The sequence below is a fragment of the Paracoccus sp. (in: a-proteobacteria) genome, assembly GCF_039808215.1.
GTDB lineage: Bacteria > Pseudomonadota > Alphaproteobacteria > Rhodobacterales > Rhodobacteraceae > Paracoccus.
In genome coordinates this window covers 1-13157 of record NZ_JBDHSP010000077.1, presented here as the reverse complement: position 1 = coordinate 13157, position 13157 = coordinate 1, and the positions used below count along the sequence as shown (strand labels likewise).

The 13157-nt window shown below is 66.9% G+C and carries 13 protein-coding genes and 1 pseudogene; 4 read left to right on the top strand and 10 right to left on the bottom strand.

The features are described 5' to 3' along the window. On the top strand, positions 1–200 hold a 200-nt coding region (locus tag WMK75_RS16295; RefSeq protein ID WP_347268667.1), incomplete at its 5' end, for a hypothetical protein. A 51-nt stretch (positions 201–251) separates the two neighbouring features. Here the strand turns inward: WMK75_RS16295 and ccoS are convergent. The 8 genes from ccoS to ccoN form a co-directional block, all read right to left on the bottom strand. Next, on the bottom strand, positions 252–410 hold the full coding sequence (gene ccoS, locus WMK75_RS16290; protein ID WP_347268666.1) for a cbb3-type cytochrome oxidase assembly protein CcoS: 159 nt from the start codon (positions 408–410) through the stop codon (positions 252–254). Between the two features lies 1 nt (position 411). Further along, positions 412–2619, bottom strand: a complete 2208-nt coding sequence (locus WMK75_RS16285) for a heavy metal translocating P-type ATPase (RefSeq protein WP_347268665.1) — start codon at positions 2617–2619, stop codon at positions 412–414. A 1-nt stretch (position 2620) separates the two neighbouring features. Next, positions 2621–3085 (bottom strand): FixH family protein, encoded by a 465-nt coding sequence (locus WMK75_RS16280; protein ID WP_347268668.1) that lies wholly within the window; start codon positions 3083–3085, stop codon positions 2621–2623. Beyond that, positions 3085–4542: a cytochrome c oxidase accessory protein CcoG gene (ccoG, locus tag WMK75_RS16275; protein ID WP_347268664.1), complete on the bottom strand. Its 1458-nt coding sequence runs from the start codon at positions 4540–4542 to the stop codon at positions 3085–3087. The genes WMK75_RS16280 and ccoG overlap by 1 nt, the downstream gene beginning before the upstream one ends. A gap of 277 nt (positions 4543–4819) precedes the next feature. Next, positions 4820–5785: a cytochrome-c oxidase, cbb3-type subunit III gene (gene ccoP, locus WMK75_RS16270; RefSeq protein WP_347268663.1), complete on the bottom strand. Its 966-nt coding sequence runs from the start codon at positions 5783–5785 to the stop codon at positions 4820–4822. Continuing rightward, a complete protein-coding gene (locus WMK75_RS16265; RefSeq protein ID WP_347268662.1) occupies positions 5785–5973 on the bottom strand; it encodes a cbb3-type cytochrome c oxidase subunit 3 in 189 nt (62 codons plus the stop codon). Before WMK75_RS16265 ends, ccoP begins: the two co-directional genes overlap by 1 nt. Before the next feature lie 8 nt (positions 5974–5981). Then, positions 5982–6707, bottom strand: a complete 726-nt coding sequence (gene ccoO, locus WMK75_RS16260) for a cytochrome-c oxidase, cbb3-type subunit II (RefSeq protein ID WP_347268661.1) — start codon at positions 6705–6707, stop codon at positions 5982–5984. Positions 6708–6716: 9 nt separating this feature from the next. Then, positions 6717–8336: a cytochrome-c oxidase, cbb3-type subunit I gene (gene ccoN / locus WMK75_RS16255; RefSeq protein WP_347268660.1), complete on the bottom strand. Its 1620-nt coding sequence runs from the start codon at positions 8334–8336 to the stop codon at positions 6717–6719. A 258-nt stretch (positions 8337–8594) separates the two neighbouring features. On the opposite strand from ccoN, the gene WMK75_RS16250 reads away from it, so the two are divergent. After that, a complete protein-coding gene (locus tag WMK75_RS16250; protein ID WP_347268659.1) occupies positions 8595–9428 on the top strand; it encodes a universal stress protein in 834 nt (277 codons plus the stop codon). Between the two features lie 37 nt (positions 9429–9465). On the opposite strand, the gene WMK75_RS16245 is transcribed toward WMK75_RS16250, so the two are convergent. Further along, positions 9466–10218: a Crp/Fnr family transcriptional regulator gene (locus tag WMK75_RS16245; protein WP_347268658.1), complete on the bottom strand. Its 753-nt coding sequence runs from the start codon at positions 10216–10218 to the stop codon at positions 9466–9468. A gap of 49 nt (positions 10219–10267) precedes the next feature. On the opposite strand from WMK75_RS16245, the gene hemN reads away from it, so the two are divergent. Beyond that, the gene (gene hemN, locus WMK75_RS16240; RefSeq protein WP_347268657.1) at positions 10268–11623 is read left to right on the top strand and encodes an oxygen-independent coproporphyrinogen III oxidase; all 1356 of its coding nucleotides are present in this window, start codon (positions 10268–10270) and stop codon (positions 11621–11623) included. Here hemN and WMK75_RS16235 read toward each other — a convergent pair. Further along, on the bottom strand, positions 11609–12586 hold the full coding sequence (locus tag WMK75_RS16235; protein WP_347268656.1) for a cation diffusion facilitator family transporter: 978 nt from the start codon (positions 12584–12586) through the stop codon (positions 11609–11611). The genes hemN and WMK75_RS16235 overlap by 15 nt on opposite strands. Before the next feature lie 82 nt (positions 12587–12668). On the opposite strand from WMK75_RS16235, the pseudogene WMK75_RS16230 reads away from it, so the two are divergent. Next, positions 12669–13082 (top strand): annotated as a pseudogene (locus WMK75_RS16230) (IS110 family transposase); the annotation flags it as partial. Positions 13083–13157: the final 75 nt, after the last annotated feature.

Here is a 13157-nt window from a genome sequence, read left to right as displayed (position 1 = left end):
CGTCGCCGCTGACGATGCCAGCCAAAGCCGCGCCGCATGATCAAGCCGCGTCACCCAAATTCAGCCATAGCTCGATCCGCCCCGATCATCGCATCTTTCGCCATGGTTGCGGTCTTTCCCGATCAGTGGCTGTGAACACCACCACTTTGGCACATTCCGATGCCGCCAGGTCAGGGCGGCAACCACCCCATCTGGCCTGACCGCCGGCCCCTGCCCCATGGGTTGATGCGGCAATCCCGGCAACGGGGCAGTCAGGGCTTGGGGCGGTCGTCCCAGGCGCTGCTCAGGATGCGCTCGGCATCGCCCTTGGGGTCGTCATACTGCCGCCCGCGCAGCGCCCAGACAAAGGCCAGCAGGCCAAGCCCGCCAAGCCCCAGCGATACCGGAATCAGAACGACAAGGATCTCCATCTCAACCTCTCTGGCGCAGGCGCAGCGCGTTCAGCGTCACGCTGATCGAACTGAGCGACATGGCCAGTGCCGCCATCAGGGGCGTGGCAAGGCCCGCGATCGCGAACGGCACCGCCACGACATTATACAGCAGCGATATGGCAAAGTTCTCCTTGATTCTGGCGCGCGCGCTGCGTGCCACGCCCAGGGCCTCGGCCACCGGCGCCAGATCGCTGCCCATCAGCACGATGTCGGAGGCCGTCCGCGCCGCGTCCAGCGCCGAGGCGGGCGAGATCGAGACATGCGCCTCGGCCAGCGCCGCCGTGTCGTTCAGCCCGTCGCCGACCATCAGCGCGTGATGGCCGCTGTCGCGCAACTGCCGCAACGTCTCGGCCTTTTCCAGCGGGGTGACGCCGGCGCGCCATTCCCCGATGCCCAGACGCCCGGCAAGATCGGCCACCACCGGCGCCGCATCGCCCGAAAGCAGCAGCACCCGTCGCCCCGAGCCCATGATCCGGCGCACGCAATCCGCCGCCCCCGGCCGCAGCCGGTCGGAAAACTCCAGCCGGATCGGCGCGCCCCGGCCCAGCGACAACCAGCTTGCCGAAAGCAGCGCCGCGCCATGTTCGGCCCCCAGCCAGTCGGCGCGGCCAAGGCGCAGCTCGCGCCCCTGAAAGCTGCCGGCGATGCCGTGGCCCGGCACCTCGCGCAGATCCTGCAGTACCGCCGGCCGCACGCCCTGCGCCAGCAGCGCCTGCGACAGCGCCTGCGACAGCGGATGGTCCGAGCCCTGCGCCAGGGCCAGCGCCAGCGGCCGCGCCTCCTCGGGGATGGCATCGGCCGAGACCAGTTGCGGCACGCCCATGGTCAGCGTGCCGGTCTTGTCGAAAACCACGCAATCGACCTCGGCCAGGCGTTCCAGCGCCGTGCCGTCCTTGATCAGCATGCCGCGCCCGAACAGCCGCCCCGAGGCGGCAGTGATCACCGCCGGCACCGCCAGCCCCAGCGCGCAGGGGCAGGTGATGATCAGCACCGCCGCCGCGACATTGACCGCCATGCGCAGATCGCCGGTGGACAGATACCAGCCAAGGAAGCTGCAGAAGGCCAAGAGATGCACCAGCGGCGAATAAAGCCGTGAGGCCCGGTCGGCCAGCGAGGTATAATGCCCGCGCGCCGATTCCGCCGCCGCGACCAGCGCCGTCAGCCGCGCCAGCGAACTGTCGCGCCCGGCTGCCGTCACCCGCATCAGCAGCGGCCCGGTCAGGTTCACCTCTCCGGCCGAGAGCATCAGCCCGGGGGCCGCCGCCACCGGGATGCTTTCCCCGGTCAGCAGCGAGCGGTCGATCTCGCTTGCGCCCTCGGTGATCTCGCCATCGGCGGGCACGCGCGCGCCGGGGCGCAGGCGGATCAGATCACCCGGCAGCAGCTCTGCCACCGGCACCGGCTCGTCACCCTCGGCGGTGACGCGAAAGGCGCGCGGCACCTCGAGCGCGGTCAGTTCTTCGGCTGCGGAACGCGCCACGGCGCGGGTGCGATAGTCCAGATAGCGCCCGATCAGCAGGAAAAAGCACAGCATCACCGCCGCGTCGAAATAGGCGTGATGGCCGGAATGGATGGTCTCATAGACCGAGATCGCGCTGGCGAGGATCAGCGCCAGCGAGATCGGCACATCCATGCCCAGCCTTCCATGGCTGATCGCGCGCCAGGCGCTGGCAAAGAACGGCCGCCCGGCGAAGGCCACCGTCGGCAGGGCGATGGCGGCGGAAACCCAGTGGAACAGGTCGCGCGTCGCATCCTCGGCCCCCGACCAGACGGCGACCGACAGGATCATGATGTTCATCATGGCGAAACCCGACACGCCGATGCGCATCAGGATGTCGCGGCCCTGGCGGTCCGCGGATGAGGCCGCAAGCGCGCCGGGGTCCAGCTCATGCGCCTCGTAGCCGATGGATTCGACGATCGGGATCAGATCCTCGGCGGTCATGCCCGGCGCATCGACGGTGACGCGGCGCAGGGTCAGGTTCACCCGCGCCGCGCGCACGCCCGGATGCGCGTCCAGTACGCGTTCGACATCGGTGATGCAGGTGGCGCAATGGATGGTGGGCAGGGACAGGATGACATCGCCCTGCCCCGCCCTCGCCGCAGCGATGCGGCTGGCCAGCGGCGCGGCATCGCAGGCGGCGCAGGCCGACAGTCTGCTGTCATGGTCGGAAAACGGCACATCGGTCATGTCACTTCACCCGGCTGCCGGCGTAATGGTCGAGGCGCTGGCGAAACAGCGTTCCGTCCGGGGCGGTCGCGGTCAGGCGGATGTTCCACAGCCCCGGCGCCAGCACCAGCGGCGCGCGAAAGACCCCGCCGGAATAGCTGAATTCGGGGCTTTGGTCCTCGCGCTGATGCGTGGGCCGGCCCACGGTCACCTGCAGCTCGCTCACCGGCGCCGGCAGGCCCCGGGCGTCGCGGATCGCAAGCACCAGTTCGCGCCCGTCATATTCGGGCGTCACGCGCCAGGCCAGCGCGTCCTGGGCCGCGCGGTCACGGTCGAAGCTTTGCGAGGCGACATAGCTGTTTTTGACCTCAAGCCCCGGGAAGGTGCCCACCGCCATGAAGGCCATGACCAGGTTGACGGCGATGATGGTGCCGAAACCCGCCAGCGTGATCGCCAGCACCCGCCGACCGGTCAGCTCGCCTGCCATCATTCACCCTTTCCATGGAAAACGGTGCCGATCTGCGCCCTGATGCCATCGGTGCCATCTTCGACCCACAGCGTCAACTCGTTCTGGCCGCGCCCGGCCAGTGCCGAGCCCGGCTCGGCGGTGAGGTAAAGGCGCTGCGTATGCGTGCTGTCGGCGGGCACGGTGACGGATGCCGCCGGCTGGCCCTCCAGCGTCAGGGTGACGCCAGGCACCGGCGCGCCATCCGGCCCGGCGACCGAGATGGTGAACTCTTGCGCAGTGCCCTGCTTGTTGCGCAGCCGCAGCGCATAGGTGTTGCGGATGGCGCCGTCCGCCATGGTGACGTAAAGCGGGTTCCTGACCGGGGTCACGTTCAGATCGAAGGGCGAGCGCAGGAACAGCGCCACCACCAGCGCCACCCCGATCCCGGCCCAGAGGGTGAAATACAGGATCGTGCGCGGGCGCAAGACATGCTTCATCACCGGCTTGGGCGCGGCGCCGGTGCGTTCGGCGGTCTCATCGCGCAGCGCCATGTAGTCGATCAGCCCGCGCGGCTTGCCGATCTTGTCCATCACCTCGTCGCAGGCGTCGATGCACAGGGCGCAGGTGATGCATTCCATCTGCTGGCCGTCGCGGATGTCGATGCCCATCGGGCAGACATTCACGCAGGCCATGCAGTCGATGCAGTCGCCCTTGGTCCCGCCGTCGGATTTCGTCGGCTCGCCCTTTTGCAGCTTGCCGCGCGGCTCGCCCCGCCATTCGCGATAGGCGACGGTCAGCGTATCCTCGTCCATCATCGCCGCCTGGATGCGCGGCCAGGGGCAGGCATAGATGCAGATCTGTTCGCGCGCGAAGCCGCCGAAGAAGAAGGTGGTCGCGGTCAGCACCGCCACGGTGATATAGGCGATGGGATGGGCATTGCCGGTCACAAGGTCGCGCAGCAGCGTCGGCGCGTCGGTGAAATAGAACACCCAGGCGCCGCCGGTCGCCACCGCGATGAACAGCCAGATCAGCCATTTCGTCAGGCGCAACCGGGCCTTGCGCAGGCTCCAGGGGGCGTTCCACAGGCGCAGGCGGGCGTTCCTGTCGCCCTCGACCCAGCGCTCGGTCAGGATGAACAGGTCGGTCCAGACCGTCTGCGGGCAGGCATAGCCGCACCAGACCCGGCCGAGGGCCGAGGTGAACAGGAACAGCCCCAGCCCCGCCATGACCAGCAGGCCAGCGACGAAATAGAACTCATGCGGCCAGATCTCGATCCAGAAGAAGAAGAAGCGCCGGTTGGCCAGATCGACCAGCACCGCCTGGTCGGGCAGGTTCGGCCCGCGGTTCCAGCGCAGCCAGGGCAGAATGTAATAGATCCCCAGCATCACCGCCATGAGGATCCATTTCAGATTGCGATACCAGCCCCTGACCCGGCGCGGGAAGATCGGCTCGCGGGCGGCATAGAGGCGTGGCGGGTCGATGTCGGAATTCGACATGGCTGGCTCCTGTTGCGCGTGGCCCGGATATAGGGACGGGTGTGGCCCCTGCATTGATCTGGGTCAAGCGCGGCCATGCCGGCGGTTAACAGCCGGCGCGACATGGCGCCATGGGTCGATTTGTCGCAGTTGCGCATGAAAAATCGCGCCGGCGGCTTGCGCTGGCGTCGCGGTCGCGCTTCATAAGAACACCGGCCCCCCTGGAAACGCGCGAACAGGACGGGGGGCCGGTGCCACCGCACCCGGTTTCCCGGGCGCGGATCCGGTCAGGCGGGTGCTATTCGCCGCCGCCCAGGCCGTGGACATAGGACGCCACGGCACGGATGTCTGCCTCGGACAGGCGCCCCGACCAGGCCGGCATGACGCCGAAGGGGCCGTCATGCACGATGCGGGTGATCGTCGCCGGGTCCGAGCCGTAAAGCCAGACCGCATCGGTCAGGTTCGGCGCACCCTGGGCGCGGTCGCCGGTGCCGTCCTCGCCGTGGCACGAGACGCAGTTGTCGGCAAATACCGTCGCACCCTCGGCCGCCAGCGCCGCGTCATGCGGCTGCCCGCCCAGTTCCAGCACATAGTTCACCACCTGGCTGATCTGGTCCTTGTCCAGCATCTCGTCGGTGCCGAAGCGCGGCATCTCGGAATAGCGGGCCTCGCCGTCCTTGGGATCGCGGATGCCGTGCTGGATGGTGGCATAGATCTCATCCAGGGTGCCGCCCCACAGCCAGTCGTTGTCCAGAAGCGAGGGGTAGCCCTTGCCGCCGCCCGCGCCTGAACCGTGGCACTGCGCGCACCAGGTGCGGAAGATCGCGGCGCCGGCATTGGCGGTATAGTTCGCCAGCTCCGGGTCGGCGGCGATCTCGTCCAGCGGCGTGTCGACCAGCTTGGCCTGGATCGGCGCATTGGCCTCATTGACGCGCTGGATCTCGGCGGCGACATCGCTGCGATACTTGCCGCCCAGCATGCCCTGGGTCGAGCCGGTCACCAGCGGGATCGCCGGGCTGGCGATCAGATAGGCGATGCCCCAGATGATCGTGGCGTAGAAGGTCCACAGCCACCAGCGCGGCAGCGGGTTGTCATATTCCTCGATCCCGTCCCAGCTATGACCGGTCGAGGGCACCTCGACCACCTTGCGCGCGCCCTTGTGGTCGCGCACCACCCGCGTCGCGCCGGGTTTCGCCTGCGCCTCGGCCACGCTTTCGGCCGCGCTTTCGGCCGGGGTCGCGTGCTCGTCGTGTTTCTCGGCCATCACTCGACCTCCTTGCCGGCCGCTTGCCGCGGGCTGTTCTCGTTGCGGAAGATGCTTTCCGCGGCGTCGCGGTGCAGACCCCGCGAACCCGGCCGGAAGGCGAAGAAGACCGTTCCCAGAAAGAACAGCACCAGCGACAGCAGCACCCAGCTGTCGGCCAGTTCGCGCAGGAAGGAATACCTGTCCATGCGCGACCTCAGCGGTTCGGGTCCGGCTCGAAGGTCGAGAAGTCGACCATCGTGCCCAGGACCTGCAGATAGGCGATCAGCGCATCCATTTCCGAGACGCCGGGCCGGCGATCGAAATTGCGCTGCTGTGCGCCGGGATAGCGTTCCTCAAGGCCCGAGGCATCGGCATCGGGATCGGCCTGGGCGGTGAAATCGGCGCTGGCCGCCTCGACCATGGCCGCGTCATAGGGCACGCCCACCGTGGCATCGGTCGCCAGCCGCTCGCCCATGTTCGAGGCATCGACCTTGCGATCCATCAGGAAGCCGTATTTCGGCATGATCGATTCCGGCACCACCGCCTGCGGGTTTACCAGATGGTCAAGGTGCCATTCGTCCGAATAGCGTCCGCCCACGCGCGCCAGATCCGGCCCGGTGCGCTTGGAGCCCCACTGGAACGGATGGTCATACATCGATTCCGCCGCCAGGCTGTAATGGCCATAGCGCTCGACCTCGTCGCGCATCGGCCGGATCATCTGGCTGTGGCAGACATAGCAGCCCTCGCGCACATAGATGTCGCGGCCCTTCAGCTCGAGCGGCGTGTAGGGGCGCATGCCATCGACCTTTTCGATGGTGTTTTCCAGGTAGAACAGCGGCGCGATCTGCACCAGGCCGCCGATGGTCACGATCAGGAAGGAATAGATCAGCAGCAGCGTCGCGTTCTTTTCAAGAACCTTGTGCTTTTCAAGAATGGCCATGATCCGCCCTCACTCAGCCGGGACTGCGACAGCCAGGGGCTGCGTCTTGGGCTGTTTTGCAACGGTGGCCCAGAGGTTGTAGCACATGATCACCCCGCCGGTGAGGTAAAGCACCCCGCCCAGCGCGCGCACCACGTTCATCGGGAATTTCGCCGCGACCGTGTCTGCAAAGGCGTTCACCAGGAAACCCTGGGCGTCCACCTCGCGCCACATCAGCCCCTCCATGATGCCCGAGACCCACATCGAGGCGGCGTAAAGCACCAACCCGATGGTGGCGAGCCAGAAGTGCCAGCTGACCAGCGCCGTCGAATACAGCCGCTCACGCCCCCAGAGCCGCGGCGTCAGGTAGTAGAGCGCGCCGAATGTGATCATGCCGTTCCAGCCCAGCGCGCCGGAATGCACATGCCCGATGGTCCAGTCGGTGTAATGGCTGAGCGAGTTCACCGCCTTGATCGACATCATCGGGCCCTCGAAGGTGGCCATGCCGTAAAAGCCCACCGCCACCACCATCATGCGGATGATCGGATCGGTCCTGAGCTTGTCCCAGGCGCCCGAAAGCGTCATCAGCCCGTTGATCATCCCGCCCCAGCTGGGCATCCACAGGATGATCGAGAACACCATGCCCAGCGTCGTGGCCCAGTCGGGCAGCGCGGTATAGTGCAGATGGTGCGGACCGGCCCAGATATAGAGGAAGATCAGCGCCCAGAAGTGGATGATCGACAGCTTGTAGCTGTAGACCGGGCGCTCGGCCTGCTTGGGGATGAAGTAATACATCATGCCCAGAAAGCCTGCGGTCAGGAAAAAGCCCACCGCATTGTGGCCATACCACCATTGCGTCATCGCATCCTGCACGCCGCCGAACAGCTGCACGGACTTGCTGCCCAGCAGGCTGACCGGGATCGCCAGGTTGTTGACGATATGGAGCATGGCGATGGTGACGATGAAGGACAGGTAGAACCAGTTCGCCACATAGATATGCGGCTCGCGGCGTTTCATGATCGTGCCGAGGAACACCACCAGATAGGCGACCCAGACCACGGTCAGCCACCAGTCCACATACCATTCCGGCTCGGCGTACTCCTTGGACTGGGTGGCGCCCAGGATATAGCCGGTCGCGGCCAGCACGATGAACAGCTGATAGCCCCAGAACACGAACCAGGCGGTGTTGCCGCCCCAGAGCCGCGCCGCCGAGGTGCGCTGCACCACATAGAACGAGGTCGCGATCAGCGCGTTGCCGCCAAAGGCGAAGATCACCGCCGAGGTGTGCAGCGGCCGGAGCTTGCCGAAGTTCGTGTAGCCCAGGGTGACATCGCTGAGGTTCAGCGCCGGAAAGGCCAGCTGGAACGCGATGACCACGCCGACCAGGAACCCGACCACGCCCCAGCCCGCGGTGGCGATCACACCCGCGCGGATCACGCCGTCCATGTATTCCGTCTCGGGGTGGGGTTCGAGCGAGGGTTGCTCATTGCCCATCTGGCGCAGGACCCGCACGAAGAAAAAGCCCGCCGCCAGCATGACGATCAGGGCATTGACCAAATAGGCGGGATCATCGGGTCGTGCGTAATTGGCCGCAATCGCGGCCAGAACCGCGACCGTGCCAAGCGCGATCAGCTTGATGGTGTCCAACATGAATTCCTGTCCTTCGTTCTGTGTCCTTGCCCCCGAATCGCGCCCGCGACACGACGGGAACGGAAGCTGGACACAAGCGTTCTATAATCACACGGTTTTGTGCAACTTTGATCTGCGTCAAACGGAACGTCTGTCGCCGGTGTAGAGTGCTAAATCATTGAGACAGATTGTTGCACCCCCTTTTATTTGTGGGCAGCCGCCCGGGGCGTGGCGCAGACTGTCACCCGAAGGCAGACAAGGAACGGGCGGGAGAGGCTCATGGGATACAAGACCATTCTGACGGTGCTGACCGAAACAACGCCGCAAAAACAGGTAGATGCCGCGGTCGCCATGACCCGGCGCGAGGACGCCCACCTCGAGGTGTTCTGCATGGGCGTCGATCACAGCCAGAGCGGCTATTACTACGCCGGCGCCTCGGCCTATGTGTTCCAGGAATCCATTGACAAGGCAGTGGCGGCGGCGACCGCGCTTGAGGAAAAGGTGCGCGCCCGGCTTGACCCCGAGGACATCCGCTGGTCGGTCGATTCTGCCGTGGCCCAGGTCGGCGGCCTGGCGACGCTGGTGGGCATGCGGGCGCGCTATTGCGACCTCGTGGTGCTGAACCGCCCCTATGGCGAGGGCGCGCAGCCCGATGCCGAGGCGATCACCGAGGCGGCGCTGTTCGAGGGCTCGGCCCCGGTGCTGATCGTGCCGCAGGAACTGAAGGAACCCTTCGGGCGCAAGATCATGATCGCCTGGAACCAGTCGAACGAGGCGCTGGCCGCGGTGCGCCGGGCCATGCCGCTGCTTCTGGCGGCGGATGCGGTCGAGATCACCGTGGTCGATCCCTCGCCGCACGGACCCGAGCGTTCGGACCCCGGCGGGGCGCTGTGCCAGATGCTGACCCGTCAGGGCGTCAAGGCCGAGATCGCGGTGCTGGCGCGCACCCTGCCCCTGGTCAGCGACATCCTGAACCGGCGCGCGACCGAGATCGGCGCCGACATGCTGGTGATGGGCGCCTATGGCCATTCGCGCTTCCGCCAGGCGATCCTGGGCGGCGCCACCCGCAACATGCTGGAAAAGGCGGGGGTTCCGGTCCTGATGGCGCGCTAGGGCGCGACCTGCGGCGTGGTCCCGGGCGGGGCCACGCTCAGCTCAGCGGGCCGCCGTCGGCATCGTCGCCGCTTTCCGTCACCAGCCGCTCGAACAGCGGCACGATCACCCGGCGCTTGCCGTCCAGTTCGATCACCCCGTCGCGCTTCAGCGCGCTGACCTGACGGCTGACGGTCTCCAGCGTCAGCCCCAGGTAATCGGCCATGGCGTCGCGGGTCAGCGGCAGTTCCAGCGAGATGCGGCCCTCGGGCCGGCGCTTGAGCAGCGCCGCCTCGCGCCGCGCCAGAATGACCAGAAGCGAGGCGATCTTTTCGCGCGCGGATTTGCGTCCCAGCAGCAGCAGCCAGTCACGCGCCGCATCCAACTCGTCCAGCGTCATCTGCAAAAGCCGCCCGGCGACACTGGGCGTCTCTGCCAGCAGTTTTTCGAACGGCTTGCGGCGAAAGCAGCACAGCAGCAGGTCGCTGGTTGCGGTCACGGTATAGGCGGCATTCTCGCGCCCCGGCCGGCCCAGAAAGTCGCTGGGCAGCAAAAGCCCGACCATCTGTGTGCGCCCGTCCTCAAGCTGCTGGGTCAGCCCGGCCATGCCGGCGATGACCGAGCCGACGAAATCCATGCGGTCGCCGGCCCAGACCACGACCTGTCCCGCCTCATAGCGGCGGTAATACTTCATGCTCTCGAGCGCAGACAGCTCATCCGTTTCACAATGCGCACAAACGGCGCGGTTGCGGATCGGACAAATCTCGCATGGCTGCTGCGTCGCGCAAACTGCGGCGGCGTCATGTGGCATTTGATTTGTGTCAAGGTCCTGGCGCGTGTTCAGGTCCAAGGATAGCAGCATGACACAACAATCGCAACTTGAGCGCCTGGGGCTGTTTGACGCGCGTGTTCCGCGCTATACCAGCTACCCGCCGGCCACCCATTTCAAACCCGCCATCGGCGAGACTGATTACCGCGGCTGGATCGAGGCGATTCCCGCCGGCGCCGCCATTTCGCTTTACATGCATGTGCCCTTCTGCCGGCGGTTATGCTGGTTTTGCGCCTGCCGCACCCAGGGCACGCAATCGGACGATCCGGTGCGCGCCTATGCCCAGGTGCTGCTTGACGAGCTGGAGATGCTGAAGGCCAGCCTCGCCCCCGGCGTGCGGCTGTCGCGCCTGCATTGGGGCGGCGGCACGCCAACGCTGATGCCGCCCGAGATCATGCGCCGGGTCGCGGGCGCGGTGCTGGACGCATTCCCCTTGGCCGAGGGCGCCGAATTCTCGGTCGAGATCGACCCCAACGAGATCGACGAGGCGCGCATGGACGCGCTGGCCGAGGCCGGGCTCACGCGCGCCTCGATCGGCGTGCAGGATTTCGACCCCGAGATCCAGAAGGTCATCGGCCGGATGCAAAGCTTTGAGCTGACCAAGCGCGCCGTGGACATGATCCGCGACCGCGGCATCGCCAGCCTGAACGCCGACATCCTTTACGGCCTGCCGCATCAGGACCCGCGCCGGATCGCCGAATCGGTGCAGAAGCTGCTGGCGCTGTCGCCCGACCGCGTGGCGCTTTACGGCTATGCGCATGTGCCCTGGATGGCCAAGCGCCAGCAGATGATCCCGACCGAGGCCCTGCCCGACCCGCATGGTCGCCTGGCGCTGTTCGAGGTGGCGCGCGACCTGTTCGTTGCCGACGGCTATGACGAGATCGGCATCGACCATTTCGCCCGCCCCGGCGACGGGCTGGCCGTGGCGCAGAAGGCCGGGCTGCTCCGGCGCAATTTCCAGGGCTATACCGACGATCGCGCCGAGGCGCTGGTCGGGCTTGGTGCCTCGTCGATCTCGCGCTTTCCGCAGGGATTCGCGCAGAACGCCCCGGCGACCGGCGCCCATACCGCCAGGATCCGCGACGGGCATTTCTCGATCACCCGCGGCCATGCCTTCAGCGCCGAGGACATCTGGCGCTCGCGCATGATCGAGGCGCTGATGTGCGACTTTGAAATCCGGGCCGAGGAATTCTCCCGCGGGCACGGGCTTACGGCCGCCGAACTGCAGCGGCTGTTTGCCCCGGTTTCGGCGCGATTCGGCACCATGGTCGAGATCGACGCCGCAGGGCTGCGCATTCCCCCGCAGGCCCGGCCGCTGACGCGGATGATCGCGCAGATGTTCGACGCCTATGACGTGGCGCCGACCGGGCATTCAACGGCGATCTGAACCCTGGTGGCGATGGGCGTGGCCGGCATGGCCATGCCCGGAATGCGGCGTGCAGGCCCCCCCGACCCCCGGCTCGTCCCCGGGCCCGGCCTCGATCGTGGCGTGATCGATGTCGAAATCCGCCTGCAGCAAGCATTTGACCCGGCGCACCGCGGCAACCGCATCGGCGCCGTCGCGGATCGCCAGATGCGCCGAAAGCGCGATGCGGCGCTCGTCGATCTGCCACAGGTGCAGGTGCCATGCGCGGATGACATCTGGATCGGCTTCGATGGCGGCCAGCAGCGCCGGCTGGTCGATGCCTCCCGGTGCCGCCAGCATCAGCATGCGCAGCACCGGCCGCAGTTCACGCAGCACATGCCACAGGATCACCGCCGAGATCAGCAGCGTCAGCACCGGATCCACCACCTGCCAGCCAAAGGCCCAGATCACCGCCCCGCCGATGATCACCGCCACCGAGACCGCCGCATCCGCCAGATTGTGCAGGAAGGCCGCGCGGATGTTCACGCTTTCGCGCGCGGCGCGCCAGACCAGCGCCGCGGTCGCCAGATCGACCAGCAGCGCGAAGGCCGCCAGCCCCACGACCAGCGCGCCCTGGACCTGCGGCGGATCGAAGAGCCGCCCCGCCGCCTCAAGCGCCAGCCACAGCGAGACCGCGATCAGCGCCAGATAGTTGACGAAGGCGGCGACGATCTCGGCCCGGCTCCAGCCAAAGCTCATCTCGGGGCTGGCCGGGCGCCGCGCCAGCCTGCGGGCGCCAAAGGCCAGCACCAGCGCCAGCGCGTCCGACAGGTTGTGCACGCCGTCGGCAATCAGCGCCGTGGAATCCGCCACATAGCCGCCAATCACCTGCGCCGCGGTCAGTGCCAGATTGACCGCGACCGCGATCAGGATGGTGCCGTCGCCGACGCCGCCCGGCAGGTGCGAATGCCCATGCCCGTGATCCTGGCTGCGATCGTGCCCCATGCCAGCCCCCTTTATGGATGGCCCGCCCCTCCCGCCGACCTCTGTGTAGGATGTCGGTGTTCAAAGAAGGAAGGAGCGGACCATGAGCATTGTGATCCTTGGCATCGATCTGGGCAAGAACAGCTGCAGCGTCGTTGGGCTCGACAGCACGGGGACAGTGGTGGTGCGTCGGCGATTGCGTCGTGATGGCGTCATCGCCTTCGCGTCGAAGCTCCCGGCCTGCGTCATGGCCATGGAGGCGTGCTGCGGCGCTCATCACATGGGACGATCGCTGGCCGCACTGGGACACGAGGTTCGGCTGATGTCGCCGGAATATGTGCGGCCTTACGTCAAGGCGCAGAAGAACGACGACCGCGACGCAGAGGCCATTGCCGAAGCGGCGACCCGGCCCACGATGCGTTTCGTCGAACTCAAGAGCGAGGAGCAACTCGACGTTCAGACGCTGCACCGGGTTCGGGATCGACTGGTCGGCGAGCGCACTTCGCTGACCAACCAGGGGCTATGGCTGAAAATGGGTGATGGGGCCTGAGAAGGCGGCGTATCGTGGCGGGTGTCGAAGCCTGCCAGAACC